At 62.6% G+C, this 26806-nt stretch carries 24 protein-coding genes; 12 read left to right on the top strand and 12 right to left on the bottom strand.

Annotation, left to right across the window (positions count from 1 at the left end; genetic code table 11):
- The first annotated feature begins 6 nt into the window (after positions 1-6).
- The gene (locus tag JVX98_RS11460) at positions 7-597 is read left to right on the top strand and encodes a hypothetical protein (RefSeq protein WP_205238664.1); all 591 of its coding nucleotides are present in this window, start codon (positions 7-9) and stop codon (positions 595-597) included.
- A 120-nt stretch (positions 598-717) separates the two neighbouring features.
- A complete protein-coding gene (locus tag JVX98_RS11455) occupies positions 718-1353 on the top strand; it encodes a TerC family protein (protein WP_205238663.1) in 636 nt (211 codons plus the stop codon).
- A 102-nt stretch (positions 1354-1455) separates the two neighbouring features.
- Here JVX98_RS11455 and JVX98_RS11450 read toward each other — a convergent pair whose 3' ends face one another.
- Positions 1456-1809: a DMT family protein gene (locus JVX98_RS11450; RefSeq protein ID WP_192446310.1), complete on the bottom strand. Its 354-nt coding sequence runs from the start codon at positions 1807-1809 to the stop codon at positions 1456-1458.
- A 485-nt stretch (positions 1810-2294) separates the two neighbouring features.
- Between JVX98_RS11450 and JVX98_RS11445 the strand changes: the two genes are divergently transcribed.
- Positions 2295-2738 (top strand): TIGR02594 family protein, encoded by a 444-nt coding sequence (locus JVX98_RS11445; protein ID WP_192446311.1) that lies wholly within the window; start codon positions 2295-2297, stop codon positions 2736-2738.
- A 66-nt stretch (positions 2739-2804) separates the two neighbouring features.
- On the opposite strand, the gene JVX98_RS11440 is transcribed toward JVX98_RS11445, so the two are convergent.
- On the bottom strand, positions 2805-3320 hold the full coding sequence (locus tag JVX98_RS11440; protein ID WP_205238662.1) for a GNAT family N-acetyltransferase: 516 nt from the start codon (positions 3318-3320) through the stop codon (positions 2805-2807).
- Between the two features lie 72 nt (positions 3321-3392).
- The gene (locus JVX98_RS11435; RefSeq protein ID WP_246765001.1) at positions 3393-3893 is read right to left on the bottom strand and encodes a GNAT family N-acetyltransferase; all 501 of its coding nucleotides are present in this window, start codon (positions 3891-3893) and stop codon (positions 3393-3395) included.
- Between the two features lie 252 nt (positions 3894-4145).
- On the opposite strand from JVX98_RS11435, the gene JVX98_RS11430 reads away from it, so the two are divergent.
- Complete coding sequence (locus tag JVX98_RS11430) at positions 4146-5900, top strand: adenylate/guanylate cyclase domain-containing protein (RefSeq protein WP_205238660.1); 1755 nt, start codon at positions 4146-4148, stop codon at positions 5898-5900.
- A gap of 6 nt (positions 5901-5906) precedes the next feature.
- Positions 5907-8078, top strand: coding sequence for a CHASE2 domain-containing protein (locus JVX98_RS11425; RefSeq protein WP_205238659.1), 2172 nt, complete (start codon positions 5907-5909; stop codon positions 8076-8078).
- A 166-nt stretch (positions 8079-8244) separates the two neighbouring features.
- Here the strand turns inward: JVX98_RS11425 and JVX98_RS11420 are convergent, their stop codons facing one another.
- The 3 genes from JVX98_RS11420 to JVX98_RS11410 all read right to left on the bottom strand — a co-directional run bounded on the left by JVX98_RS11420 (position 8245) and on the right by JVX98_RS11410 (position 10874).
- Positions 8245-9255 carry a FecR domain-containing protein gene (locus JVX98_RS11420; RefSeq protein WP_205238658.1) on the bottom strand — a complete coding sequence of 337 codons (1011 nt, stop codon included), beginning with the start codon at positions 9253-9255 and terminating at the stop codon, positions 8245-8247.
- Between the two features lie 227 nt (positions 9256-9482).
- Positions 9483-9659 (bottom strand): hypothetical protein, encoded by a 177-nt coding sequence (locus JVX98_RS11415; protein WP_205238657.1) that lies wholly within the window; start codon positions 9657-9659, stop codon positions 9483-9485.
- Positions 9660-9812: 153 nt separating this feature from the next.
- Positions 9813-10874, bottom strand: coding sequence for a hypothetical protein (locus JVX98_RS11410; RefSeq protein WP_205238656.1), 1062 nt, complete (start codon positions 10872-10874; stop codon positions 9813-9815).
- Between the two features lie 145 nt (positions 10875-11019).
- Between JVX98_RS11410 and uvrB the strand changes: the two genes are divergently transcribed.
- The gene (gene uvrB, locus JVX98_RS11405) at positions 11020-13959 is read left to right on the top strand and encodes an excinuclease ABC subunit UvrB (RefSeq protein ID WP_205238655.1); all 2940 of its coding nucleotides are present in this window, start codon (positions 11020-11022) and stop codon (positions 13957-13959) included.
- A gap of 587 nt (positions 13960-14546) precedes the next feature.
- Here uvrB and JVX98_RS11400 read toward each other — a convergent pair.
- Positions 14547-16637, bottom strand: a complete 2091-nt coding sequence (locus JVX98_RS11400; RefSeq protein ID WP_205238654.1) for a hypothetical protein — start codon at positions 16635-16637, stop codon at positions 14547-14549.
- A 425-nt stretch (positions 16638-17062) separates the two neighbouring features.
- Here JVX98_RS11400 and tyrS point away from each other — a divergent pair, with 425 nt between their 5' ends.
- Positions 17063-18322: a tyrosine--tRNA ligase gene (gene tyrS, locus JVX98_RS11395; protein WP_205238653.1), complete on the top strand. Its 1260-nt coding sequence runs from the start codon at positions 17063-17065 to the stop codon at positions 18320-18322.
- 600 nt (positions 18323-18922) lie between these two features.
- Here tyrS and JVX98_RS11390 read toward each other — a convergent pair.
- The gene (locus tag JVX98_RS11390) at positions 18923-19270 is read right to left on the bottom strand and encodes a helix-turn-helix domain-containing protein (RefSeq protein WP_192446323.1); all 348 of its coding nucleotides are present in this window, start codon (positions 19268-19270) and stop codon (positions 18923-18925) included.
- 162 nt (positions 19271-19432) lie between these two features.
- Here JVX98_RS11390 and JVX98_RS11385 point away from each other — a divergent pair, with 162 nt between their 5' ends.
- Positions 19433-20314, top strand: a complete 882-nt coding sequence (locus tag JVX98_RS11385; protein ID WP_256442674.1) for an NAD(P)-dependent oxidoreductase — start codon at positions 19433-19435, stop codon at positions 20312-20314.
- Positions 20315-20590: 276 nt separating this feature from the next.
- Here JVX98_RS11385 and JVX98_RS11380 read toward each other — a convergent pair whose 3' ends face one another.
- Entirely contained in the window at positions 20591-21178 is a 588-nt protein-coding gene (locus JVX98_RS11380; protein ID WP_192446325.1) for a J domain-containing protein, read from the bottom strand.
- A gap of 622 nt (positions 21179-21800) precedes the next feature.
- On the opposite strand from JVX98_RS11380, the gene JVX98_RS11375 reads away from it, so the two are divergent.
- Complete coding sequence (locus tag JVX98_RS11375) at positions 21801-22013, top strand: cold-shock protein (RefSeq protein ID WP_034788487.1); 213 nt, start codon at positions 21801-21803, stop codon at positions 22011-22013.
- A 109-nt stretch (positions 22014-22122) separates the two neighbouring features.
- On the opposite strand, the gene JVX98_RS11370 is transcribed toward JVX98_RS11375, so the two are convergent.
- Entirely contained in the window at positions 22123-22440 is a 318-nt protein-coding gene (locus JVX98_RS11370; protein ID WP_205238651.1) for a hypothetical protein, read from the bottom strand.
- A 24-nt stretch (positions 22441-22464) separates the two neighbouring features.
- Positions 22465-23562, bottom strand: coding sequence for a tRNA dihydrouridine(20/20a) synthase DusA (gene dusA / locus JVX98_RS11365; protein WP_205238650.1), 1098 nt, complete (start codon positions 23560-23562; stop codon positions 22465-22467).
- 383 nt (positions 23563-23945) lie between these two features.
- Here dusA and JVX98_RS11360 point away from each other — a divergent pair, with 383 nt between their 5' ends.
- Complete coding sequence (locus tag JVX98_RS11360) at positions 23946-24701, top strand: hypothetical protein (protein ID WP_205238649.1); 756 nt, start codon at positions 23946-23948, stop codon at positions 24699-24701.
- 115 nt (positions 24702-24816) lie between these two features.
- On the opposite strand, the gene JVX98_RS11355 is transcribed toward JVX98_RS11360, so the two are convergent.
- Positions 24817-25617 (bottom strand): glycosyltransferase family 25 protein, encoded by an 801-nt coding sequence (locus JVX98_RS11355; protein WP_205238648.1) that lies wholly within the window; start codon positions 25615-25617, stop codon positions 24817-24819.
- Positions 25618-26013: 396 nt separating this feature from the next.
- On the opposite strand from JVX98_RS11355, the gene JVX98_RS32550 reads away from it, so the two are divergent.
- Positions 26014-26136, top strand: a complete 123-nt coding sequence (locus JVX98_RS32550) for a hypothetical protein (RefSeq protein WP_256442673.1) — start codon at positions 26014-26016, stop codon at positions 26134-26136.
- Positions 26137-26326: 190 nt separating this feature from the next.
- Positions 26327-26719: a hypothetical protein gene (locus tag JVX98_RS11350; RefSeq protein ID WP_192446331.1), complete on the top strand. Its 393-nt coding sequence runs from the start codon at positions 26327-26329 to the stop codon at positions 26717-26719.
- Positions 26720-26806 lie beyond the last annotated feature (87 nt).

The following is a 26806-nucleotide window of genomic DNA, read 5'->3' as shown; positions in this document are numbered from 1 at the left end:
CGGCGCATGGAGCCTGCCCACACAGACCCGGAGATCTTCTCGCATATCCGCGTCGTCATGGGCATGATCGTCAGCCTGAGCCTCGCCCGGCTGTTGAGCGGCATTGCACTCTTCGTCCAGCATCCCGGCAAGACGCACGTCTACTGGATCCACCTCGGCTGGGTCCTGTTCATGTTCGTCTTCCTCGTGCACTTCTGGTGGTGGGAGTTCCACCTGCATTCGCTGGCGGTGATCGATGTCAGCGTCTACCTGTTCGTCGTTCTCTATTGCTGCGTCTTCTTCTTTCTCTGCGTCATGCTGTTTCCAACGACGCTCGACGACTACAGCGACTACGAACATTATTTCATGTCGCGCCGGGCCTGGTTCTTCGGCGCCCTGGCGCTTGCCTTCGCCGTCGATCTCGTCGACACCGCGCTGAAGGGAAAGGCCTATTTCGCCTCCTACGGCCTTGAGTATCCGGCACGCAACGCCGTCTACATCCTGCTGTGCATTGCCGCCGCCGGGACGCCGAACCGGCGCTTTCACGCGGTCTTCGTCGTCGCGGCCGTCGCCTACCAGCTCGTGTGGATGTACCGCGCTTTCGATCTTCTCGATTGAGGCCCGGCAAGGCCGTCGTTGAGGATTTCCGCCCGGCGGTCTTGATCCAGCGGCACGGCAGTGCTTTATCCGTTAGTCATATCTATATCTCGCATATGCAGGTCGGGGGACTGTTGCATCATGGAAATCTTTACCGCTGCCGGCCTGGCGGCGCTCCTTCAAGTCATCGTCATTGACCTCGTTCTCGCCGGCGACAACGCCGTCGTGATCGGTCTCGCTGCCGCCGGCCTGCCGACGGACCAACGCAAGAAGGTCATTCTCGTCGGCATCATCGCCGCCACCGTACTGCGCATCGCGCTCGCCAGCGTCACGGTGCAACTGCTCGAAATCATCGGCCTGCTGCTCGCCGGCGGCATCCTGCTGCTTTGGGTCTGCTGGAAGATGTGGCGTGAAATTCGCGAGCAGCAGGCAGCAAACGCTGCGGGCGAAAGCGGACAAGGCTCCGAGGCGCCCAGGAAGACCTTCATGCAGGCGGCCATCCAGATCGTCGTCGCCGACGTCTCGATGTCGCTCGACAACGTGCTTGCTGTCGCGGGTGCTGCCCGCGAACATCCGACGATCCTGGTCATCGGCCTTGCGCTTTCGATCGCCATGATGGGCATCGCCGCCGGCTTCATCGCCCGGCTGCTCAACCGCTATCACTGGATCGCCTATATCGGTCTCGTAATCATCCTCTATGTCGCGCTCGACATGATCTATCGCGGCTGGGTCGAGGTCTGGCCGCATGTCGCGCCAGCCGTGGCCGCCCTGGTCTGACACCGGCGCGCCGACAGAAGCCGTCCACAATAAAAAGGGCAGGGCCTCGGCCCTGCCTTTTTGTTTGCTAACGACTCGATCGCTGCAGCGCGGCGGACGTCATCACCCCTTGAAGATGAAAGAAGCGCCGGCCGCGATCAGCGCGAAGCCGACCAGATGGTTCCAGCCGATCGACTCCTTCAGCCAGAAGACGGAGAAGGCTGCAAAGACGATCAGGGTGATCACCTCCTGCATCGTCTTCAACTGCGCCGCCGAATAGACCTGGTGGCCGATGCGGTTTGCCGGCACCGCCAGGCAATATTCGAAGAAGGCGATGCCCCAGCTTGCGACGATCGCCATGTAGAGCGGCGACGACGTGTACTTCAGGTGCCCATACCAGGCGAAGGTCATGAAGACGTTAGAGACCAGGAGCAGCAGAACGGGCCAGAGATAGGCCGGAGCAAGGGTGAACGACATGAAGAACCTCGGCGCGCGAATCACGCTGAGACGATGCGCCGCTGCCCCGTAGGCGCGCAAGTGCCGCCGCTTCTCCCGCAAAAAAGTCCTGCCTTGAAAGGTGCCAGCCCACTATATTTTTGATGTCTGGCCCGGCGAATCGCCGTTTCGCATCAGCTATTTCGGCAATAAGCAATCCCTGCCCTAATATTTTACGGGTTTTGCCACAATTTTGCACCGGCGCATGGTGAATGAAGCTTTGCTGCCCGACGGGGCAGACAGGGGAATACCACACTTCGATACGGCAGTTGCCGTGAAGCTGGCTCCGCGTTTTAGCGCGGTTCGCAGACGTGCCCGATGCGGCGTCTTTTCGACGCCTGAACGCGTGCGCCCGCTGATATCTCCCCGCCCAACATGAGAAACCGTTGAGCAACCGGGTGCCATGCCGGCGATTGCCAGGCCGCCCCAACCGTTCGCACCAAGCACCTTGTCAAGGAGACCTGACCATGAAGGTCCTGGCGTTTCTTGCGGCTGCCTATGTCGCGCTACTGACACCTGATTTCGCCAATGCGGGCATGCTTGCCCAGGCGCAGCAATACAAGGGCCTGCACGAGGTCAAAAACAACAAGACCCTTCGTGCAGCGCTCGGCATCAACCCGGCCCGCACACCCTGGTGCGGCCACTTCATGGGCATGGTCGCCCGCAAGGCCGGGCGCAGCCCGCCACAAAGCTTCGGCATCGCCCGTTCCTGGCTGCGTTTCGGCGCACCCGTGAAAGTCGCCTATGCCCGCCCCGGCGACGTCGTCGTCGTCCGCACCGGCCGCGGCTATCACGTCGGCATCCTGTCCATGCTGTCGAAATCGACGGCCCAACTGATCGGCGGCAACCAGTCCGGCGGCGTCAGGGTCTCGCAGTTCGCACGCGGCCAGGTGGTCGCCATCAGGCGGTAGCGCGGCCACACCGCGCCCGAACGATCATCTTTCAGCGCCGGCTTTCCGGAGCGCGGAGGTGCGCCTTCAAGCGAGCCTCAGCCGCATAGCGCAGCGTCGCTCCGGTGGCAGACCATGCGTCGCCTCGTTGGCAAGGATTTCGGCAAGACGCGGATCGAGTTCGCCCGCATCGAGCGTCACGAAGCCGAGCTTGCGATAGAAGTGTTCGTTCCAGGCAAGATCGCGGAACGTCGTCAGCGTGACGGCGGCAAGCGATGTCACGCGCGCATGCGTGATTGCCGCCAGCATCAGCATGCGCCCGAGCCCCTGTCCCTGACGTTCCGCTTCGACGGCAAGCTGCCAGATATGCATGGCATCGTCGGCAATGGTGGCGCAAAGAAAACCGACCGGCCGATCGGAGGCATCAACGATCACTACCGACAGCCCGGTTCGCAGGAACGCGCCATGGGCTTCCGCCGATTGCACGTCGTCGTCGGCAATCCAGGCAAGCTCAGGGATCGTGCGGAACGCCTCACCGGAGGAGCGCTCGATATCGGGCAGAAGAGAAAGGTCGCTTTCGCGTGTCGGTCGAATCAGGGGCATGATGGCGCCATCCTACCGCCGCGCGGCGCGAGGTCGACCCCGCTTCGCGTTCCCTGGCGGATCGTCAAATGCTTAGAGCGGAAAGGCCATCAACATCTCGTCGAAATAGACATCGTCGACCAGCAGCGCGCGCTGTTCCAGGCCGTATTCGACAAATCCCGCCTTCCGGTAGAGGTTCAGGGCAGCAGCGTTCGACGAGACGACCGTCAGCAACAGCCGCTCCACCTTGCCTCGCGCCTCCGCGATGATCCCGTCGACCAGCAGCCGCGAAAGCCCGGTTCCCCGCGCCTCCGGCAAGACATACATACCCCAGAGCGTGCCCTTGTGCCTTGCCTTTACAGCCGTCGGGATCGCGAGGCCAGCAACACCCATGAGCCTTTCATCACCATCGAAGGCGCCGAGGACGAAGCCGCTATCAAGGCGTTCCGCTGTGACCTCGATCGGCCGGCCGGCCTCGTCCTCGTAGGATGCACCGAAGGCTTCCGGATGCTTCAGCAGCCCGTCCAGCCGAACGGCCCGGTAGGCCCCGGCATCCCTGGAGGTGAGCCGGCGAACGGAAAATGGCGCCGTCACTGTTGGTCCCATGAGCGAAAGAGGTGCCGGCCCGAACGAGGCGCGGCGGCGGGTAGGCTGCGAACCTTGCACAGTCGGCCGCCCCGGGGAAGCACCCGCGAGTACAATCTGTCGTAGAAGCAGCGCGGAGCATTTTTGCGCATTGTGCAGCGTCTTCAGGCCCGATCCGGGCGATTTACGCTTCTCGGACTTTCTAATTTAAGTTACGCTTAATTTCCTTCTGACCAGATGCCGCAGGAGGGGCCCGCCGCCTTGGAACGGAAGCTCGCCGTGATCCTTGCTGCCGATGTCGCTGGCTACAGTCGCCTCGTCGCGATCGACGAGGAAGGCACGCTTGCGACCCTGGCCACCTACTGCGAGACGATATCCGGCCTGGCTGCGGAGCACGGAGGGCGCGTCTTCGGCGCGGCCGGAGACAGCCTGGTCGCGGAATTCCAGAGCGCCGTACAGGCCGTGCGGGCGGCGGTTGCAATCCAGCGGACGCTACAGCGCCGCAACGCCGATCTTTCGCCGGAGCGGCGCATGGAGTTTCGCATCGGCCTCACGCTCGGCGACGTCGTCGTCGACGGCAGCAATCTGCTCGGCGACGGCGTCAACGTCGCCGCCCGGCTGCAACAGGTTGCACAGCCGAACGACATCTGCATTTCCGGCGCCCTGCACGACCAGATCGAAGGCAAGCTCGAGTTTCCGATGCAGCGGCTGGGCGAACGCGCGCTGAAAAACATTCCGCGCCCGGTCCTGGTCCACCGTGTCGACTGGCGGGAGGATCCGGTCGGCGGGGATCTGCCGGGCATGCCGCTGTCGCTGCCCGACAAGCCGTCGATCGCCGTGCTGCCCTTCGTCAACATGTCCGGCGATCCCGAGCAGGATTTCTTCGCCGACGGCCTGACCGAGGACATCATCACCGCGCTGTCGCTCTACCGCTGGTTCTTCGTCATCGCCCGCAACTCCTCCTTCGCCTACAAGGGCCGCGCCGTCGACGTGAAGCAGATCGGCCGGGATCTCGGGGTGCGTTACATCGTCGAAGGCAGCGTGCGCCGCTCCGGCTCGCGGGTGCGCGTCACCGGCCAGTTGATCGAGGCGGAGACCGGAAACCACCTCTGGGCACAGCGCTACGAGCGTGAATTCGCAGACCTCTTCGCCATCCAGGACGAAATCACCCAGCATGTGGTCGCCGCGATCGAGCCGGAGATCCTGATCGGCGAAAACCGGCGCGCGCAATTGCGGGGCACCGACAATCTTGGCGCCTATGAATGCCACATGCGCGGCACCCTGCTGCACAACGCGCAGGATTCCGCCGCGCATTTCGACGAGGCGATCGAATGGCAGCGCCGCGCCATCGCCCTCGATCCGGAATTCGGCCGCGCGCACATGATGCTCGCCCGCTCGCTGTTTGCCCGTTGTTTCTTCGGCTTCAGCAAGGACATCGACCGCGACAGCGCCGAGTTGCAGGCGGAGGCCGCGCGCGCGGTGGTGATCGACGATCACGACCCCTATTGTCACTATGTCATGTGTCTCGCCAACTTCGCGGCCCAGCGGCCGCACGCCGCGGTCGAGGAAGCGCAACAGGCGATCGACATCAACTCCAACTTCGCGCTCGCCCACATGGCGCTCGGCTGGGCGCGCATCTATATCGGCCGCTTCGCCGAGGCGCTGGACCCGCTGCACAAGGCGCTGCGGCTGAGCCCGCACGATCCGCTCACCTATCTCTTCCTCAACCGCATGGCGCTCGCCCACTACCATCTCGGCAACTACGACGAAGCCCTGCGCTGCGCCGAACGGGCGCTGCTCTTGCGCCGCACCTATTTCAACCTGGTGATGCTGATCACCTGTCTCGGCCAGCTCGGCCGCATCGATGAGGCGCGCAAGCTTCTTCCGGAAGCGATCGCCAACGCACCGGGTGACGTGCCGCGCTATTGGCGCTTCTTTACCGCCTACGTCGATCCTGCCGACCACGCGCATTTCAACGACGGGCTCGTCAAGGCGGGCCTGCCCATGGTTCCGTAGGCCGCCATGACACGATCGCAACTGTTCGGGGTTCTGATCGGCATGACGGTGGTGGCGTTCTTCACCATTCTGCGCGCCCAGGATCCGCAGTTGCTGCGCCAGGCGCGCGACGTCACCTTCGACGAATACCAGCGCATTGCGCCGCGCCGCTTCGAGCCCATGCCGGTCAAGATTATCGACATCGATGAGGCGTCGCTGCGCGAGCTCGGCCAATGGCCCTGGCCGCGCGACCGACTGGCGAAGCTGACCAACCGCTTGAGCGAGATGGGGGCCGCCGCAATCGCCTTCGACGTGCTCTTTGCCGAGCCGGACAGATTGTCGCCGCGCACCGTCGTGCGCGATGTCGGTGGCGTCGATCCCTCTTTCCTTGCCGCGCTACCGGACAATGACGAGATCTTCGCCGAGGCGATCCGCGACAAGCCCGTGGTACTCGGCTTCGGCCTGACCAACGAAGGCAGCTACCTGCCCCCGGTCAAGGCCGGCTTTGCCCTGACCGGCGAAAGCGCCAACGAAGCGCCGCCCCGCCTGCGCGCCGCCACACCGCTGAGACCCCAGCTCGAAGCCAATGCCGCCGGCCTCGGCCATATCAGCCTCAATCCCGGCTCGTCCTCGGCGGTTGTGCGCACCGCGCCGTTGTTCCTGAGCGACGGCCAGCAGTTCTATCCGAGCCTGGCCATGGAGGCCCTGCGGGTGGCACAGGGGGCTTCGACCTATGTGCTGGCCGCCGCACCCGACGTCGCCAACACGCTGACGGCGGTCAAGATCGGCGACTTCGTCGTGCCGCTGATGTCGACCGGCGAGGTCTGGCTCTATGTGACGCCGGACACGACGGAGCGCTATATCTCCGCCCGCCGCATTCTTGCCGATGGCGAACCATCGCCGGATATCCGCGCCGGCATCGAAGGCAGCATCGTCTTCATCGGCACTTCGGCGGCCGGCCTGCAGGATGTGCGCACCACCGCTCTCGGCCAGAACGTGCCTGGTGTTTCAATCCACGCGCAGATCGTCGAGCAGATCCTGTCGGGCCGCTATCTTTCGCGCCCGGATTGGGCGAACGGCCTCGAAATTCTCTCGATCGCGCTCGCCGGAACGCTGCTGGTGCTGCTCACCACCTTCGTCAGCCCGGTGGTCGCGCTCGTCTGCGGCCTGGCGGTGACGGTGCTGGCGCTCGTCGCCTCCTGGATCGCCTTCTATTATGGCGGACGGCTTTTCGATCCGCTGGCGCCTATCCTCGCCGCCTCGATCACCCATTTCGCGGCCACCGCCTATCGCTTCCTCGTGACCGACCGCGAACGGCGCGAGGTGCGGCAGGCCTTCGGCCGCTATCTCTCGCCGTCGCTGCTCTACCGCATCGAGCATACGCGCAATGCCCTCAGCCTCGGCGGCGACGATCGCGAACTGACCGTGATGTTCGTCGACGTGCGCAGCTTCACCGAGATGAGCGAGCGCATGACGCCGACCGAGGTTGTCGCCTTTCTCAATACGCTGCTCGATGCGCTGAGCCGGCATGTGCTGGCCAACGAGGGCACGCTCGACAAGTTCATCGGCGATTCGATCATGGCCTTCTGGAATGCCCCGGTCGACGTCGCCAACCATCCGCAAAAGGCGGTGCGAGCGGCGCTTGGCATGCGCGAGACGCTGGCGAGGCTCAATGCCGACAATGCGTTCGGCTTCGGCGCCGACCAGGAGGTGCGCATCGGCATCGGGATCCATACCGGGCTCGCCTGCGTCGGCAACATGGGCGCCGAGACGCGGTTCAACTATTCCGCCGTCGGCGACACCGTGAACATCGCCGCACGCATCGAAGCGGCTTGCAAGGACGTCAACATCGACATTCTGGTGTCCGAGGCGACCGCCCAGGCTCTGCCGGACCATGCCATGCTCGACGCCGGCTCCCTCGCGCTCAAGGGCAAGACGACGCGAACACGGGTCTATGCCGTCGCCGGCGACGAAAACCTCGCGGCCTCGCCCGCCTTCGCGGATCTGCGTAGCCTGCACGATCGGCTGGTCGCCGCACTCGGCGCCCGCACGCAGACAAGCCGCAGCATCGTCAACGCCGCCAAGCTGAAGGCGGCGGCACTGACGCCGGCGCTCGCCGGCTTCTATGCCCGGATCGGCCGCCGCGCCGACCACTTCGCCCAAGCGACCGACGAGAACACCAAGCGTCCAGCCGAATGAGCTTTGCCCGCGACCGCTCGAATGCCAGCTCACCGGACACATGCGGAAACGACGGTAGCTTTCTGATTCAGGGACATTTTCAAGAATAGCGCCTCGCCAGAGAAGACGGCGAGGCGTGCCCGTTCGGCTTTGAAATCAGCTGACCAGCAAAACCCTGGCCGCCCGATCAATCGTGGCTTTCGCCCTCGTGCTGCTGCTGCGATCCCTGGTCCTGGCTCGGTTGGTCACCGCCACCGCCCGTTTGCGGTCCCGGATCGCCGGGGGCGTCGTTGCCTGGACCGGGGTCGCCGGGCTGCTCGGTTTGCGGACCGGGGTCGCCCGGGTTGTTCGGCTGCGGCCCCGGATCGCCCGGATTATGCGGCTGCGGTCCGGGATCGCCCGGGTTCTCCGGCTGCGGGCCCGGATCCCGGGGCTTTTCTTCCGGCGGCGGTTTCTGTTCGCGCGGCTTTTCTTCAACGCGCGCCGGCTGCTCCGGGACGGTGCGGGTGGTGCCCTCGAACTGGGCCGCGCGCAGGCCGCAGCCGCCCCCTACCCAACCGAGCGCGCCGGTCAGGCGTTGCCCGCCAGAGAGAAACGGCAGCGCCTGCGCATTGCCGAGCGCCTTGAGCGTCGTGCGGCTGACCCGCGTCGGTGCGGTGGCGCGACGGCCGGGCTTGGCGACGACGCAGTCGCAGCGCTGCGTCAGCTGCCGGCAGCCGCCGGCACCGCAGAAATCGGCAGCACCGCTGAGCAGCACCACGGCAGTTGTGCCATCCGGGGCGACGAAGAAATCGAAGGCGGTGCCGCGCACGCCGATGGTGCCGGCCGGCGTGACGATCTCATAGGCGGAGTGGCCGGATTTGCCGCTGATCCAGCGGAACGTGCCCTTGGCGGCCATGATGGTGAGCTTCTTCACCGACTTCTTGTCGTCATAAACGAACTTGTCGATGACAACGGAAGAACCCCAGCCGACGGCCAGCTTGGTGCCATCCTCGAAGACAAACTGCCCGAGTCCGGATTTCGACGTCGAGATCCGTTCGTCCCGGTAGACAGGGTCCCTCACCGCAATCGCGCCGCGCGCACCGCTGACGGCCGTCCGGATCTCCACCGCCTTGCCCACCGGTTCGGCGGCAAACAGCGATGCCGGACCAAGGACCGCGGCACAAAGCACGAATACGGCACCACGCAAGCAGAACATGGCACGCTCCAAAGAACTATTGTTATCACGTGGCAGGCTTTGGTGTCTTCTCGCCCAATCGGGGTAACGCAGCGTCAGGTGCGCAACCGTAAGGGCTAGGCGGCAAGATTCATCTCAGCGGCTGTCGCCAATGGTCGCGTTGCGGCCCGAGAACGTCGTTGCGTCCCGCCGGAGGCGGCCGACGATCAGGCATCTGGGACAGGCAACCTGCGTCAGACGCTTGGCGCTTACAAAAATGACGCGATGCCGATGCTGACAAGAAGACCGGCCGCCATCAAACACAGGCCGACCCCTGCATGGCGAACCTTGAACGGTGCAAGGCCGGCCAGCGCCAGCATGACGATCGATGCCACGCCTGTTCCGATATGGGCAGCTTTGCTTTCGTAGCGCCAGAGGCCCGCCACCGGCCCCTCGCTGCCCCAGGGAAAGCAATCCCCTCCTGAGCCGGGTTCGCTGCAGGCATAGCTCCGCATTGCGTCGAGAACATCGACGGTGAAAAGGACCACGACTGCTGCGATGACAAGCTGGATCGCCAGCTCAAGGATCGTTGGTCGACGTTATCGTTGAGCTCCGGCGACGGATTCCGCGGGACCTGGCTGCGACACTCCGATACGAGCGCTTAGCTTGGCAATCTCCAGCAAGGTCACGAAGTCCGAGAGCATCGGCATGATCTTGGCCTCTGTCATCTCCAGATAGATGTTCGGCAGTTCGAAGAAGTCGTGCTTGGACGGCAGCATGAGGATGCAGCTGTCGCCGTCGAGCGCCAGACGAACGACATCATCGTCGAAAGAACTGGAGAGGAACGCGATGGTCCTGGCCACATCGTCGATCACGCCGGCCGCCGCGGCCAGATTGTCGGTCACGAATTCGTGGCTTTCATCGAGCGCCGCACGGCCACTCAGAATGGCGCCCTGCGCCTGCCACAGATCCCTGACGTCATTGGCAGACAGCGCGATGAGGTCCTTGCTGTCGGCAGCACTGAACCCCTTGTCTATTGCGTCCAGCAGCCCGCCGAAGCGCTTCTTGCGCGCCACCAGCCAGCCCGGAAACGGAGTGTCGAGCTTGACCTTGAGCACGAGCCCGCGAAACTGATTGACGACGGAGCTGCGCCGGCTGCTCTTCTGGAGCCCCAGATGCGCCTCACACAGCGAGAAGCAAACGCCTTCGACAGTGCCGTCGATGAGGTCTTCATAGTCAGCAACGTCGAACGCCACGAGATCCAGTCGCGTGAGCGCAGCCGCAACGTCCGGCCACCCACGTTGCCTGAAGCGGAAACCATCGACGAAACCGAAGATCGCCGGCAGCAGGACATCCTGCGTGCGTTCAAGTCGGTGCCAGACCGTCTCGCCGATTTTGGACCAAGCCCAGACCATGCCCGCCAGTGGCAGCAGCATCAATGGCCCCGCGTCGGACCCGGAGAAAAAACTTCCCGCATAGGCACAGAGCAGCACCCCGGCCGCCGATCCACAGCCGATCCACAGCCGCCGCCACCACAATTCGACGATGACCTTCTTGCGCTCCGCATTGTGTTCGGCGATCACGGCCCTGACCTTCGCAAGCGCCTGCTCGTCTGGCAGGATCCTCGACAGATCGCCGTCCGCGCCCCTCCCTTGCGTCATTGCCTAACCTCCGCCACACCCGAATCGGCCATGACAACCGTGGCGTCCGGGCCGAAATTTCGCAACCGATACGCGGGAGAAATGTTGCCGTTTTGTACTCTTGCGCCCCTTTTCTTTCGACCGGACTCTCGCCATATTCCCCGCCATGACCAAAGCTCCGAAGAATGCACCGCCGAAGCCCTCCTCTCCGTCCGGTTTCGAAGAAGCGCCTCAGGCGCCGTTTTCCGGCGCGCCGCTTTCCGGCAATGTTTCCGATTGGGTGAAGCAGCTCGAGGCGGATGCGGAAGCCTCCGCCTTCGAAACCCAGCGCCAGATCGCCTCCAAGGCCGGCAAGCACCGCAAGACGGTGGAGATCGCCGCCTCCAAGGCGGCGCGCAAGGCTGCCGGCGCGGATGACGAGGCGCAGCCGAAGAAGGCGGGCAAGAAGGGCAAGGTCGAGATCGTCGGCAGCAAGTCGGCGCGCGGCACCTCCATGGGCGGCTCGACCGACCCGAAGACCCGCGCCGCCGCCGGCCTCAATCCGGTCGCCGGCCTCGACGTGTCGCTGGAAGATGCCGCCAAGCTGACCTCGACCTCGGGCGTTACCGCGACGGTCGAAGCGCTGTCGGCGCTGATCGAAAGCGGCAACCCGCTGTTCAAGGACGGCAAGCTCTGGACACCGCACCGGCCGGCCCGGCCGCCGAAATCCGAAGGCGGCGTCGAGATCCGCATGGCGTCGGAATACCAGCCGGCCGGCGACCAGCCGACGGCGATCGCCGATCTGGTCGAGGGCCTGAATTCCGGCGAGCGCAGCCAGGTGCTGCTCGGCGTCACCGGCTCGGGCAAGACCTTCACCATGGCCAAGGTGATCGAGGCGACGCAGCGCCCCGCCGTCATCCTCGCGCCGAACAAGACGCTGGCCGCCCAGCTCTATTCCGAGTTCAAGAACTTCTTCCCCGACAACGCGGTCGAGTACTTCGTCTCCTACTACGACTATTACCAGCCGGAAGCCTATGTGCCGCGCTCGGATACCTTCATCGAGAAGGAATCCTCGATCAACGAGCAGATCGACCGCATGCGCCACTCGGCCACCCGCTCGCTGCTGGAGCGCGACGACTGCATCATCGTCGCCTCGGTCTCCTGCATCTACGGTATCGGCTCGGTCGAGACCTATACCGCCATGACCTTCCAGATGAGCGTCGGCGACCGGCTCGACCAGCGGCAGCTGCTGGCCGACCTGGTGGCGCAGCAGTACAAGCGCCGCGACATGGATTTCCAGCGCGGCTCGTTCCGGGTGCGCGGCGATACCATCGAGATCTTCCCGGCCCACCTGGAGGATGCCGCCTGGCGCATCTCCATGTTCGGCGACGAGATCGACGCCATCACCGAGTTCGACCCGCTGACCGGCCAGAAGACCGGCGACCTGAAGTCGGTCAAGATCTACGCCAACTCGCACTATGTCACCCCGCGCCCGACGCTGAACGGCGCCATCAAGGCGATCAAGGAAGAGCTGGTGCATCGCCTCGCCGAACTGGAAAAGGGCGGCCGTCTGCTGGAGGCGCAGCGGCTGGAGCAGCGCACCCGCTACGACATCGAGATGCTGGAGGCGACCGGCTCCTGCGCCGGCATCGAGAACTATTCGCGCTACCTCACCGGCCGCAATCCCGGCGAGCCGCCGCCGACGCTGTTCGAATATATCCCCGACAACGCCCTTCTGTTCATCGACGAGAGCCACGTCTCCGTCAGCCAGATCGGCGGCATGTATCGCGGCGACTTCCGCCGCAAGGCGACGCTGGCCGAATACGGCTTCCGCCTGCCCTCCTGCATGGACAACCGCCCGCTGCGCTTCGAGGAATGGGACGCGATGCGCCCGGATACGATCGCGGTTTCGGCAACGCCCGGCAGCTGGGAACTGGAACAGTCCGGCGGTGTCTTTGCTGAACAGGTCATCCGCCCGACCGGCCTGATCGACCCGCCGGTCGAAGTGCGCTCGGCGAAAACCCAGGTTGACGACGTACTCGGCGAAATTCGCGAGACGGCGGCCGCCGGCTACCGCACGCTCGTCACCGTGCTCACCAAGCGCATGGCCGAGGACCTCACCGAATACCTGCACGAACAGGGCATTCGCGTCCGCTACATGCACTCAGACATCGACACGCTCGAGCGCATCGAGATCATCCGCGATCTTCGCTTGGGTGCTTTCGACGTGCTCGTCGGCATCAACCTGCTTCGCGAAGGCCTCGACATTCCCGAATGCGGCTTCGTCGCCATTCTCGACGCCGACAAGGAAGGTTTTCTCCGCTCCGAAACGTCGCTGGTCCAGACCATCGGCCGCGCGGCGCGTAACGTCGACGGCAAGGTCATCCTCTATGCCGACCAGATCACCGGCTCGATGCAGCGCGCCATGGACGAAACCAGCCGCCGCCGCGAGAAGCAGATGGCCTATAACGAGGCCAACGGCATCACGCCGGAATCGGTCAAGGCGAAGATCTCCGACATTCTCGACAGCGTCTACGAAAAGGACCACGTCCGCGCCGACATCTCCGGCGTCGCCGGCAAGGGCTTTGCAGACGGCGGCCACCTCGTCGGCAACAACCTGCAGGCACACCTCAACGCGCTGGAAAAACAGATGCGCGACGCCGCCGCCGACCTCGACTTCGAAAAGGCCGCCCGCCTGCGCGACGAAATCAAACGCCTCAAGGCCGCCGAACTCGCAGCGATGGACGACCCGATGGCACGGGAAGAGGCGAAGTCGCTGGAGAGCCGCAAGGGTGGCGCCTCTCCGTCATCCCCATCTTCTCCGTCATCCTCGGGCTCGACCCGAGGATCCAAAGCCACGGATGACAAATCACTCTTCCAGAAACCCCACCTCGACGAGATGGGCCGCGACGTCGCCACCCCCGCCGGCGCGGACAAATCCCTGTTCCGCCGCAACACCCTCGACGAAATGACCGTCGGCCGCACCGAAAAACCGGTCATCGGTCATGTGCCGGACAAGCCGATCATTACGCGGGCAAAGCCGGGTGTGGGGTCGTATGAGGACCCGGCGGACCAGAAGCGGCAGAAGGGTCGGACGAAGGGGAAAACGGGAAGGCCGGGGCGGTAGCCAAACGATAGTCAGCCTCGTCACTCCTACGAGATCAAACGATCCGGCAATGGCGAGCCCAGCGCCCCCCTTGTGGGGGAGATGTCCGGCAGGACAGAGGCGGGTAAGCCCCTTCCTCCGCCAAGATACCCCGCCTGCCTGTGGCGGGGCGTCTTCCTCATAAGGGACAGATTATCCGATGGCGACTTCGAGAAACCCGACCTCAACGAGATAGCCTACAACGTTGTGGCCCGGACCGATCGCTATTCTGCAGGAACACACCGGACGAAATGACAGTTGGCCGCATCGAAAAGCTGGTGATCCACCAAGTGCCGAGAACCCCATCTTCACGCGGGAGAAGCCGGCACCGGTTCAGGATCAGGTGGACCGGAAGTTGCAGGCGGGTCGGAGCGAAGGTAAGAGAGGGCGGTGAATCAAAACTGCGCTTGTAAGGTCACGGCGCAGCCGTAGCTGACACCAGATTATCCCACGCCCCCGCGAAGGATCACGACGCTAGCCTGCGCTGTCCCCACGACTGATGATCGATCTAGAGACTCCGGCAAAAAGTGTCGGTCTAGCGAGGAGACGTGCCGCAGCATGCAGAAAAGTCAGTGTTGCAGGCCTTCGAGATACTCGGCGTCAATACCAATTGGTACATGAACGTAAAACGTCCCATCTTTTTTCTCTTCAACGACGATGCCGAGCAATAACAACCATCTCTCAAAATGTCTGTGTGTAAAAAATATCTGCTCGAAGTCATTCCACTCGTCTAGACCGAGATAAAACTGATCTAAATCATTAGCAAACAACCTTGCCCAATCGCTCAGTTGATACTCCCGAAGCAATCCTTCAAGTGCAGCAGGAGTTGTCGCTTTTTTGGCGACAGCAGCATGCGCCCCAAGCACCCGAACAATCTGGAGTAGCAACAATTTTACATTAGAGAATGCGAAATCTAAAAATCCATCGAGGTCGGCGTCAGTCCTGTAAGCACGACGCCTCGTTATGCAATCAGCGATGATTTGCGGCAGATGCTCCTGCAAAGATTCGATATGAGAATCTGCATCCCTAAGATCCAACGCGGACGCTCGGCTACGAAAGTAGACATCAAACAGGCCACCAGCGTGTCCATAGAAGAAGGACTCAATAGGTGTTTCAATGGGACGCAGCATCCAACTGGAAAACCGCGTGCGCACAAGGAAATCCAAAGACGCGCCGGCGAGCAGATCGCGGATGACTTCCGCTGACATTCTTCGATATTCATCGTCTGACGAAGCAAGACCCTCGGCTACGAATCCGCGAATTACAAATCGTGTTTGAGGTCTATTGTCTCTCAAAACTGTAATTGGCATTGCCACTCCGGTAGCCAGGGGAGATGCAATGGTCTGGATTGGTCCTGATGTTTGGAAACCGCGTTCAACGGTTTTTATCGCTTCCTGATAGTCATGTGCGAAGGTAAAGCCATCAATTGTAAGGCATGCCTGTCCAAGTCCATATTCGTCGATCAGCGCAATCAGGGCAGTCGCGACTTCCTGTGCGAAGGCGTTGTCGCCAAAATCGAAGAGGGAGATCTGATAGCTGTGATGGCCTGATGGTTCGGGGTACTCATTGATGCCCTCTAGAGCAGAAGCTTGGTCAGATGGCTGCACCCGAAAATATTCGTCGAATGCTTCCAGCACGCCCCCTGATATAAGACCGTCAATTTGACTACGGACACTCCCACCCAACGCCGCCGAGTCAAAGCCTTTGATACCAATCGGCTCTTTCGCCAAAAAGAAGTCAAAACACGAACTAGCGGCAATAGAGTTAAAATCCGCTGCCTCAAAGGATAATTCACCTTCTATTTTCCCAACTAGAAGTGCATTTGGCGACAATGGCAAGACAAGAAGCGAAATATCATTGCCTAAAATCAGGGGCATCCACTTCCCGGAACTGTCGCTAGCTATACAGATGCAATCCGGGAGGATTGCGGCACCACATTCGTGAGCGACGATTTTCCAGCTAAGCTCTTGAAGCACAGATACCCTATGTCTTGGAGCAAGGGATTCTGACAGCATTTTTCTGTGAGTGTCACGAGCCATTGTCTTCGCCCCATCAGCAAACTGATCAACCACAACTGAGAGGGTGCTACGTGCCTCGTCAACAAGCTGATCTATCTGCTCTCGGATTGCGATGTATGCGATCCGCATTAGCGCAGACGAGTTAACGCCCGTGACCTTGTCGAACTCGTTTGCCGTGATTCGTTCGAGTATCGCTTGTGAAATAGCTTCGGGCGGCCGATGCGAAGGAAGTCGTCGGCTCCCCAGCATTTGAGGCTCACGGATGATTGCAGAAAGCGCTTTCGCCAGGCCGCTTGAGGCAGCGGAGATGACACTTCGCGTATGGGACGATCTCACAGCAAAATGTACAGCAACTTCAGCCGCGATTGCGCCATCAACTTGAGAACCAGCAGAGAGGTGACGCAACTCATCCACAAGCGCAAATATGGTGTGTTCGTATTCGGTAATCAGATCATCGAGCGTATTTACACCGTCGAGGTTGGGCTCGGAATAGAAATCACGCTGTTTTGCCGCGTCGCTTCGCGCTACCAGAATGGGCTCTCGCTTTCCTCGCCGATGTAACCACAATTGATCTTTGGAGTCGGTGACCGTGAACGGCTTCTGGAAGTGCTGCGGTATGAAATGCTGCCCCCTACCCGACATATTCTGCCTTCCTACTCAAAGAGATACGCTCCTTGACCGTTTTAGAAGATTCTTTAAATGGTTGCAATTTCAACAAAAAACAATCTACAGGTTAGTGAAACACAGGAGCGCTGACCTTCGAACCGTTCGATCGTGGAAGTCGACGTTGACAAGTACTCCCTCTCAGCGATCGACAGCAGGCAGCTAAGGTCGAGATTTGGATTGCTACGCCCCTTCTCACGCAGGCCCAATCTTCTCCCCCACTTGCCGCCTCCCCCATTCCCAGCTACAACCTCCCGATGATCAAAACTGCGCTCATCGCTGCCACCTATTATGCGACGTCCCCATAGGGAGCGGCGCGTTTCGATCATGTCTTGAAACAAGCCGCCGTCAGGCGGCTTTGTTTTGTTCGGTGCTTCCTGGCGGCATAGCCATGGAGAGTACCGATGACAGATGCAGACAACCCCACCGATGCCTTTGAACCGCAGTCCGCGATCGCCCGGACGTTGGTCGAGCGCGGTTATGTCAACCAGGTGACGGACCTTGCGGGCGTCGATCGCGCCTTTGCGGGCGGCATCGTGCCTGTTTATGCCGGTTTCGATGCAACGGCGGACAGTCTGCATGTCGGGCATCTCATGCCGATCATGGCGCTCAGGCGGCTGCAGCAGGCGGGCCACAAGCCGATCGCGCTGATCGGTGGCGGCACGACGCGCATCGGCGATCCGAGCTTTCGCTCGGCGGCGCGGCCGATGCTGTCGGAGGCGGAAATCGCGGCGAATGTCGCCGGCATCCGCAAAGTGTTCGAGCGGCTGCTGACGTTTGGCGACGGGCCGACCGATGCCGTCTTGGTCAACAATGCCGACTGGCTGGACCGGATGGCCTGGATCGACATGCTGCGCGATGTCGGCAAGCATTTCTCGGTCAACCGCATGCTCTCCTTCGACAGCGTGAAAACGCGGCTGGAGCAGCAGGAGAATTTGAGCTTCCTCGAATTCAACTACATGATCCTGCAGGCGGTCGATTTCCTCGAACTGTTCCGCCGCACCGGCTGCCGGGTGCAGCTCGGCGGCGGCGACCAATGGGGCAACATCGTCGGCGGCGTCGATCTGTTGCGGCGGATCGAGGGCGTCGAAGTCTTCGGCATGACCACGCCGCTCTTGACCACCGCCTCCGGCGCCAAGATGGGCAAGACGGCGGCCGGCGCCATCTGGGTCAACGAAGACCGCCTGTCGCCCTACGACTACTGGCAGTTCTGGCGCAACGCCGAGGATGCCGACGTGGCGCGCTTCCTCAAACTCTTCACCGACCTGCCGCTCGACGAGATCGAGAGCCTCGGCCGCGCCGAAGGGGCGGAACTGAACGCGGTGAAGGAACGGCTCGCCAACGAGGCGACGGCGCTGGTGCATGGGGTCGATGCTGCAAGGCTGGCGCTCGAAACGGCGCGGCAGGCTTTCGGGCAAGGCGAAGCCGCCGCAGGCTTGCCGACGGTCGAACTCGACGCCGAGCGCGCCGCCGGCGTGGTGCTGGTCGACCTGCTCGTCCTGGCCGGATTGGCGTCGTCGAAGAGCGAGGCACGGCGGGCGATCAGCGGCCGCGGCGTCCGCATCGACGGCGAGGTCGTCGAGGATGCGGACGGACTGGTGACCATCGGCAGGCGCCCGCTCCGGCTCTCGCTCGGCAAGAAACGCCATGTGGTGGTGAAGTAGGCCGGCGCGCGCGGCGGCTGCCCGACCCAGGCCCCCCCGCCGCGCCCGTTCCTGTGCCCGTCGCTTGATGCCAGCATCGCATCTGCCGCGCGACGGGATGCGTCGGTCAACCAAGGGGACTTGAGTGCGTTGGCTCGGCATTTCCAGCCGCGCCAACGCGCGGCGGCTGGATCGCTGTGACAGGAGAGGGACGCATCCGAAGAGATCCTGGCGGCATAGGTGTGACGACGGTAACCGGAGCGCGGCCCTCTCATAAAATCGGCTCGCGGCGTCAGCAGCGTCGCCGAAGAATTGCCGGGATTTACCCGGCCGCCCTCATTCCTGTGCCTGTCACAGGAATCCAGCAGCGCCGCGTCTGCGGCGCGAAGGGCTCATTTCCGAGAATGCAAGCCCCAGCGTGCTGCCGGCGCTGTCCGCCGTGCGGCCGCATGGCTACGTGATCCCTGTCACGAGCAGGGATGGAGGCAGACAGGGCTGCAGCCGCCAAGATCGCGGCGCCAACGGACCCGGCAACAGATCGAGGAGCTGCTGCGGCCGGCATCGTGGCTTCAATGCCGCTCGAACGCGATCTCGCACATAGCCACGCTGACGTCGCGGCGGTCAGCCCGCCGCAACCGCCCTCGCCTCGACCTGCCCCGCGTCGCCGAACTCTTCGCCCCACTTGCAGAGCGCATCCGCCGCCACGTTCAGCGCAGCACCGCGTTTGGTCAGCGAATAGACCACCTTTGGCGGCGTTTCGGCATAGATGGTGCGGCTGACGAGGCCGTCGGCCTCCAGTTCGCGCAGCTGCTGCGCCAGCATCTTCTCGCTGATGGCGGGCATCGCCTGGCGCAGGCGCCCGAAGCGGCGCGCCGCCTTGCCGAGTTCGCAGAGGATATCGACCTTCCACTTGCCCTCGATCGCCCGCAGCGCGGTCATGAAACCGCAGTTCTCCATCGCATCCGTCATGTCTTCCTCCCTTACGCAGGGGTAACCACTTACCCGCGGGTGCGTATTGCGACCGGGTTGCCCCACCTTACGTCTCAGCCGCGACGACAATCCCGTCGCGTCGAACAATCGAAGCGGGACGCGCACCAGCGCCGACCCGCGCCATGGATATGGAGACTGGACATGCAACCTGCAATCAGCGTTTTGGGAATGGGGCGAATGGGATCGGCACTGGCGCATGCGCTGCTGAAGGCCGGACACCCGACGACGGTATGGAACCGCACGCCGGCAAAGGCGGCGTCGCTCGCCGCTGCCGGAGCCGAGGTGGCGGCCAGTGTGCGCAACGCCGTCGCCGCGTCCGACATCGTCATCGTCAATGTCAGCGACTACCAGGCGACGCAAAGCCTGCTGCGCGACCCCGACGTCACTGGCGCCCTCAAGGGCAAGCTGATCATCGAGCTGACCTCCGGCACGCCAGACGGCGCCCGCGAGGTGCAGGATTGGGCCGGGCGACATGGCATCCGCTACCTAGACGGCGCAATCCTGGCGACGCCGGATTTCATCGGCACCGAAGCGGGCACGCTGCTCGTCTCCGGCCCAGCCGCAGCATTTGAGGAAAGCCGCGCGGTGCTCGCCGCGCTCGGCGGCAATGTCCAGCATATCGGCGCCGATCCGGGCCTTGCCAACGCACTCGACAGCGCCGTGCTCGCCCTGATGTGGGGTGCGCTGTTCGGCGGACTGCAGGCGATCGCGGTTTCGCGCGCCGAGGCGATCGATCTCGAAACGCTCGGCAAGCAATGGTCGGCGACGGCGCCTGTCATCGATGGCCTCGTCGGCGACCTGATCAGGCGCAGTGCCGCCGGGCGCTATGCCGCCGACGGCGAGACGCTGTCCTCGGTCTCGCCGCACTATGGCGCTTTCCACCATCTGGTCGAGCTGATGGCCGCCCGCGGCATCGACCGGACGATCACCGACGGCTACGAGGCGATCTTCCGCCGCGCCATCGACGCCGGCCACCTGCACGACGATTTTGCGTCGCTGTCGCTGTTCATGGGGCGTCGATAGCGCGTAAGGCGAAGGGGCGCGCGCTGTCACCTGCGCCGCCCCGCGCCACAACTTTTGGCATCAATGCCTCGCACTTCAAGCCCTTGAAACGAGGCCGCGTTCCGCTTGCACCGGCGGGCACTCGCCTCCCGGCCGCCGCGCCGCTCTTGAGATCGCCGATAACCCGATTGCGTACGGTATCGAGGCTGACGTCGGCCGTCCGCGAGCTGTGCAGAGCATGGCTGTTGCCACCGCCCCGACGCGCTTGGCAAAGGGAAGAAGTCGAGACGGCGCCGCCTATTCCGCCGCGTGGGCGTTCACCGCCAGCGCCTCCAGCTCGTAGGAATAGCCTTCCAGCATTTCATAGGCCTGCTCGATCGTCTTGATCTGCTCGTCGGTATTCTTGATCGCCTCGGCGATCGAGCGCGAGCGGGCGCGCAGCATCGAGCCGAGCACGTCGGTCTCCGGCCGGCGGCCGAGGCGGTCGAGGTGCTTGCGCACGCGGGCGCGGTGACGCTCCAGCTCGAGAATATGGAAGCGGCTCTTGACGATATCGTCGGAAAGCTTGCGACGCATGGCGGCGACGGGATCGAAGCTGCCGGGCTCGCGCTCGTCGAGGATGAACTCGTTGACCAGCGTCTCCAGCATCATCAGGCCTTTGAGATCGCGCGCGTCGGCCAGCTGCGGATCGTAGCCGGTGTCGTCATAGACCTTGCGACGGACCGGATCCTTGAGCAGCTCATAGGCCACCTGCAGCCGGGCAAACTGTTCGGGATCGCCGCCGGAATCCGGATGCGCGGATTTCGCCGCCTTGCGATAGGCGTTGCGGATTGCCTGATTGTCGGCATCGCGTTCCAGTCCAAGCAGTTCGTAAGGGTCGATCACGCTGTCCCTCTCCGTATTTCACTCCCACCGCAGGCCAAGGCCGTCGGCGCATTCTTCAGGCACGTCACGCCGTCCCGCTTTGCGCGACCGGCAGGGCATCGCTAAGCCATTGCCGGCCGAGACGGAACCAACCTTCGGTAAAACCTGCGCGTTATCCTGGGGATGCGCAAGTCTTATAGCGAGGCGCAAGCCTACCCCCGGCAGTCCACCCCAAGACGCGAACGCCCGTTGGCGGCGCGCACGTTCGGTCGCGGTCGGGACGAAATTGTGTCCGGAAACCTGCCATCCCCGATTTTTCTCCCTGCCCGGAAAGCGACGGTCGAGAACCGGCCAAAGCCCTGCAAAGACAGAGGCCGGACGGCTTGCAGCGGCGCACAAGGCGCTTGCCTTTTTCTGCAAATCCTGTCACTTCTTCCGCCGTTCGGGCGATTTCTATCCCGGAGACTGGACTTTCAACTGCGCCCGGCCTTGTGTCGGGACCGCCGGCAGCGGCACCGTAGACGTCTTTTCCCCGATATCGTGACCACTCGACGCCTTTCCGCTTGCAAGCGGAAGACGAGATGCCCACATCCCCCAGGGGGCGCGGGCAACGCAAATTGACTGAAGGAAAAGGACTTCTTCCATGGCCACCAAGGGCATCGTAAAATTCTTCAACCAGGACAAGGGCTTCGGCTTCATCACGCCGGATGGCGGCGCGAAGGACGTGTTCGTACACATCTCCGCCGTTCAGGCCGCTGGCCTCGCTACCCTCAAGGATGGCCAGCAGGTCACCTTCGACACCGAGCCGGATCGCATGGGCAAGGGCCCGAAGGCCGTCAACATCCAGGCTGCCTAAGCCGGATCGTCCAGTCGGACATTCATTTGGAAACGGCGCCCCGCAAGGGGTGCCGTTTTCGTTTTGAGGGATCGGTATTCCAGGGGCATGCCCCGGACAATCCTGTCCATCAGTTCCGAAACCCCGCCTCGTAAGCGGCCTCGTGCTCCGGAAACAACGCGTTATACGGCGGGCAATCCACGCCAAGGATCGCGACCTCGATTTCGCCCATCTCCTCGAAATAGTCTTCGATGTACGCGCCGCCGGTCGATCTGATCGTCGTATCCCCGATCTTGACGACGATGACGCTATCGTCGGTGATCATGTCGCGGCGATAGGCACTGGTCGGCAAAAACCGTCCAAACGCAACGCCCATTGCGGCATCGCCGTTCTCGAACGCCGTGTGCCCAATGAGCTGATCGTCGAGGTAGATTTCAAACCGCTTCATTCGATCGTTCTCAGCGGTTCTCAGTTACTCCGCAGCCTGCTTTGCCGCCGTCGCCTCGAACACCGCCTCGAAGGCCGCGTGGATCACGTCCGGACCCGCGCCCTGGCGGGTCGCATCGGAGGACAGGATCTGGCGATAGCGTCTGGCGCCCGCCCAGCCCTGGAACAGGCCGACCATATGCCGCGTCACATGGATCAGCCGTCCGCCATTGGCGATATGCGCGGCGGCGTAGTCCGCCATGGCGTCGCGGACGCCGAGCCAGAAATCGAGATCGAGGCGATGGCCGCGCTCCGAGAAGGTGGCACCGTTTTCAACGACGGACTCGGCCCCGGTCAGCGGATGCGGGAAATGGCGATCCGCCGACGTCAACATGGCGCTGTCGTGATAGGCGGCGCGGCCAAGCATGACACCGTCCAGATGCTGAAGCTGTTCAAGCGCCTGATCAAGGGTCTGAAGACCACCGTTGATGCCGACGAAAATATTGGGGTTTTCCTGCTTCAGCCGATGCACGAGACCATAATCGAGTGGCGGGATCTCGCGGTTCTCCTTCGGGCTCAGGCCCTGCAGCCAGGCCTTGCGCGCATGCACCCAGACGGCATCCGTGCCGGCATCGACCACCTGCGCGACGAGCGTGCGCAGCGCCACTTCCGGATCCTGATCGTCGACGCCGATCCGGCACTTGACCGTGACCGGGATTTTTACCGCCGCCTTCATCGCCGCAACGCAGGCAGCCACCGTCGCCGGCTCCTGCATCAGGCAGGCGCCAAACGTGCCGGATTGCACCCGGTCCGACGGGCAGCCGACATTCATGTTGATCTCGTCATAGCCGAAGGATTCGGCGATCCGTGCCGCCTCCGCCATCTTCGCCGGATCATTGCCGCCGAGCTGTAGCGCGACGGGATGCTCCGATGCATCAAAGCCGAGCAGCCTCTGCCGGTCCCCCCGCAGGATCGCCTCAGCGACGATCATCTCCGTATAAAGCAGCGCATGCCGCGACAACTGCCGCGCGAAGAAGCGATAATGCCTGTCCGTCCAGTCGATCATGGGCGCTACGGCAAAGACAGGTCCCCTGAAGTACCTGCACCCACCCACGCTCTCAACCGTTTGCGCTGTCTTCATCATCTCTTGTCAGCTCTTGCTTGAGCCCTGCTCTGACCGCCGTCGCTGGGCGATTGCTACATTGTAGCAAGTGGTCCGGGGCTTGTCGTAAATCCATGGGCAGCATCGTCAGGCCAATGCGCCCCAATGGGCCCGGGTCATATACCGCGTGGATCCGCAGAATGCGAGAGGGCAGACAGTCCAAGGTTAGAAGACGTGGCAGACCGGACAGAGTTGAAGGCCCCGACCACTCTCACCAGCGTGCGCGACCGACATCTGAGGCCGAGCAGTCTTGTCGGGCGCACGAAGGCGTAGACGCGAGAATGACGGCAGGCTCGAACCCGTCTAACTCGTTTACAAACCACAATTTTTGTTTAGTTAGAGCTGACCGTCGCAATGAGGGATTGATGTCGAATATTGTCAACACAGTTTGGATCGGCAAGCAGCTCGGCCCTGTCCATGCCGCCTGTTTGCGATCCTTTCTCCGCAACGGCTATGATGTCGTTCTGCACGCCTTTGGAATGCCCGAAGATGCGCCTGAGGGCGTCAGATTATTCGATGCAAGCAAACTGATGTCCGTGCAGGAAGTTGAGATTTTTCGAGAAGCAAACAGGTTGGCTTTTGCCTCAGACATCTATCGTTACCGTATCCAACGGGAGAGCCTGGGCCTCTACGTCGACTGCGATGTGTATTGCCTGAAGCCTTTTTTCGAAGACGAATATGTATTTGGCTGGGAAAGTTCCAAGCTGATCTGCAATGCGGTTCTCAAGATGCCGTCTGGGAGTCATTTGCTGAAGAATATCTTGAAAGCTTCAGAGGATATCTACTTCATTCCTCCTTGGATCCCCTCCCGCAAGAGAAACAAGATGGCACTGCGGAAAAAGCTCGGGTTTCCGGTGCATGTCGCAGATCAGGCTTGGGGCGTCATCGGTCCGCAACTCTTGACGCACCACGTGCGCGAGATGAACCTGACGAACCACGCGTTCAGCATAGATGCCTTCTACAATCTGCATTTCGAATGCACGGGCCTGCTGTACGAACCCGGGCTTTCCGTTCGCGACCTGGCGACCAGCCGCTCGTCCTTTCTTCATCTCTGCAACTCCCGCCTGAAGCCAAGTGGCGTTCCGGCCGGCAGTCCGATGCATGAAATTCTGAATGCGTGACGTTGGATGACGTCAGAAAGAGCGGGCCTGGATGAAGATCGCCCTGCCCGCCTTTCGGCCGCAAAACGCGCAGCGCAAATGAGTGATAATGCCGCCAACGTGGACAGCGTCAGGCTTAGCCGAACGGCACGGCCGTCCAGCGGTAGCGAATGCTGCGGAAAAGGAACGGCGGCAGCGCCGCTGCCTGCAAGAACAGGCGCTTGCACTCGCGCCAGAGCTTCTGGTGTATCCTGAGCTTTGGCTTCACGCGGACCGTTGCGCCGGCCGGCTTGCGGATCGTGCTTCCATGCGCGGGGTCGGCACTGTCGAGCAGCATGCCCTGGATGCAGACGGCCGGATAGAGCTGATGGATGCGGCAGTCCTCCGGCCGCGGCACCTCGTCGTCGAACATGAAATGATCGACGGGGCATGGAAACGCCGCTTCCGAAAGATCGAGCAGTCTTTTTGCATAGTCCCGAGAGATGACATAGCCGCCCGTGCCGACATGGCATCCCCGCAACGCGTGGATCGAGCGCGCGGCATCGGCGAGCACACGGGCGCGGCTGAGAAACACCTTCTGCCGGAAGGTCTCGATCTTCAGCAGCCCCACTTCGGCCGGTATCCAATCCGATGACGACAGCGCATGGGTGGCGCTCGGCGAAAAGAAGACATCGTCCTCGATCACCGCGCCATAGGCATCGTTCCCTTCCGCAATAATGGCCCAGCAACTCCGATGGCTCATGAAGCAGGCGATCTCGGCCTTGTTCATCCTCTTCCACTGCTTCGACGCCGGCTGCATCGCCAGAACGGAGTCATCGAGCTCTCGCCCATCAACGGCAGCGACGCGCTCGAAATTAAGGCCGAGGGTAAAAAACTGGCTACCGATATGGATCAGGCGCTCAGGGGAACGGTCGAGATTGATCACCAGGCAGCGCATGGATACCCCTGCTTCCTTCCATCTTGGCGTGTGTGGGTCGAAAGCGCACGCCGCATGGCGTGCCGCACGCGCCCGAACACCGGAACTCCGAAAAAACGCTCCGAAATCAACGGCAGGGTGACCGAACACGTCATCGGGATTCGTACAACTGCGCGACGAGCTATCACGGATCGCCCAGCGTCACAACGATCAGCCCTGCGGCGACAAGCTGCTGCGCGACAACGACGCCTGCGAGTTCCTCGCGATACGAGGCTGACGAGATTACCAACTGGGTTCCGTCAAAGTGCCCCCAATGGGGGCGCCGCGCCGGCGCGCGCCCATTCGGGCATGGTTTCCATTTTGTTAAGCAAAATCACCGATTGTGCCGCATCGACTGGATCGTCATCGGAGCGAAACATGAGCTACGATTGGAGCGGCGCACGGCGCCGGCGGACAATAGCGACCGTCATCGGCGCCGCATTTCTGCTGCTGGCACTGGCGGCCACGGTGGCAGCATCGGTTGGCGCGAGCCTTTTCTGAGCGACAGGCACTTTTTTTTGCGGCTTTGAACGACAGAGGACGAGCGTGTGATTGCCAACGGAAGGAAGGCAGATTGATCGGCCCGCCTCGCCCTCTCCGTTCCACCCCTCACGGGCTTGACGGCGCTCGCGGACAGGACTAGGGCAGCGTTCCTGTATCGTTACCGGTCACAGGAATAAGGACGGACGGCATGAAACGCGCGATCGCGGCACTTCTCACGCTTCTCTTGGCCGGATGCCAATCGATGGAGTTGGAGGCGCCCGAAGTCGCAAGGCCCCGGCCGACTGCCCCGTCCGTTCCGACGCTGTCGGGCGATGCGCTCCAGGCCTTTCTTGTCGGCAAGACGCTCCGCTACAATCTCAACGGCGTCAACTCGACCTTCTTCGCCGACGGCCGCTACGGCTATCGCGACTACGAGGTGCGCGACGGCGGCAGCTACACGATTACCGGCGATGAGGTTTGCATCACCTTCGAGGATGGCGGCCGGCGCTGCGACCAGTATGCGCAGATCGGTTCCGACTATTACCGGATCGAGGAAGGCGGCCGCCGCACCAAGGTCGACCGCGTCGTCCCGGCGGCCTGACAATCCCGACGGCAACGGGCGTGCCCGTATAACCCCTCATTCCCGAGGGGTTCAATTCGCCGGCCTTCTGCCATAGTGCACGCGGGA

It is taken from the genome of Ensifer sp. PDNC004 (assembly GCF_016919405.1).
Taxonomy (GTDB): domain Bacteria; phylum Pseudomonadota; class Alphaproteobacteria; order Rhizobiales; family Rhizobiaceae; genus Ensifer.
Note: the sequence above shows the minus strand (reverse complement) of the source record. Positions and strands in the feature narration are given on the sequence as shown.

Bases quoted from the DNA above. Each gene is read 5' to 3' on its own strand.
- JVX98_RS11360 (WP_205238649.1), top strand. From the start codon at position 23,946: ATGTCGAATATTGTCAACACAGTTTGGATCGGCAAGCAGCTCGGCCCT.
- JVX98_RS11390 (WP_192446323.1), bottom strand. From the start codon at position 19,270: ATGACGGATGCGATGGAGAACTGCGGTTTCATGACCGCGCTGCGGGCG.
- JVX98_RS11420 (WP_205238658.1), bottom strand. From the start codon at position 9,255: ATGTTCTGCTTGCGTGGTGCCGTATTCGTGCTTTGTGCCGCGGTCCTT.
- JVX98_RS11455 (WP_205238663.1), top strand. From the start codon at position 718: ATGGAAATCTTTACCGCTGCCGGCCTGGCGGCGCTCCTTCAAGTCATC.
- JVX98_RS32550 (WP_256442673.1), top strand. From the start codon at position 26,014: ATGAGCTACGATTGGAGCGGCGCACGGCGCCGGCGGACAATAGCGACC.
- JVX98_RS11410 (WP_205238656.1), bottom strand. From the start codon at position 10,874: ATGACGCAAGGGAGGGGCGCGGACGGCGATCTGTCGAGGATCCTGCCA.
- JVX98_RS11370 (WP_205238651.1), bottom strand. From the start codon at position 22,440: ATGAAGCGGTTTGAAATCTACCTCGACGATCAGCTCATTGGGCACACG.
- uvrB (WP_205238655.1), top strand. From the start codon at position 11,020: ATGACCAAAGCTCCGAAGAATGCACCGCCGAAGCCCTCCTCTCCGTCC.
- JVX98_RS11350 (WP_192446331.1), top strand. From the start codon at position 26,327: ATGAAACGCGCGATCGCGGCACTTCTCACGCTTCTCTTGGCCGGATGC.
- JVX98_RS11400 (WP_205238654.1), bottom strand. From the start codon at position 16,637: ATGTCGGGTAGGGGGCAGCATTTCATACCGCAGCACTTCCAGAAGCCG.
- JVX98_RS11450 (WP_192446310.1), bottom strand. From the start codon at position 1,809: ATGTCGTTCACCCTTGCTCCGGCCTATCTCTGGCCCGTTCTGCTGCTC.
- JVX98_RS11385 (WP_256442674.1), top strand. From the start codon at position 19,433: ATGCAACCTGCAATCAGCGTTTTGGGAATGGGGCGAATGGGATCGGCA.
- JVX98_RS11460 (WP_205238664.1), top strand. From the start codon at position 7: ATGGAGCCTGCCCACACAGACCCGGAGATCTTCTCGCATATCCGCGTC.
- tyrS (WP_205238653.1), top strand. From the start codon at position 17,063: ATGACAGATGCAGACAACCCCACCGATGCCTTTGAACCGCAGTCCGCG.
- dusA (WP_205238650.1), bottom strand. From the start codon at position 23,562: ATGATGAAGACAGCGCAAACGGTTGAGAGCGTGGGTGGGTGCAGGTAC.
- JVX98_RS11425 (WP_205238659.1), top strand. From the start codon at position 5,907: ATGACACGATCGCAACTGTTCGGGGTTCTGATCGGCATGACGGTGGTG.
- JVX98_RS11375 (WP_034788487.1), top strand. From the start codon at position 21,801: ATGGCCACCAAGGGCATCGTAAAATTCTTCAACCAGGACAAGGGCTTC.
- JVX98_RS11355 (WP_205238648.1), bottom strand. From the start codon at position 25,617: ATGCGCTGCCTGGTGATCAATCTCGACCGTTCCCCTGAGCGCCTGATC.
- JVX98_RS11445 (WP_192446311.1), top strand. From the start codon at position 2,295: ATGAAGGTCCTGGCGTTTCTTGCGGCTGCCTATGTCGCGCTACTGACA.
- JVX98_RS11440 (WP_205238662.1), bottom strand. From the start codon at position 3,320: ATGCCCCTGATTCGACCGACACGCGAAAGCGACCTTTCTCTTCTGCCC.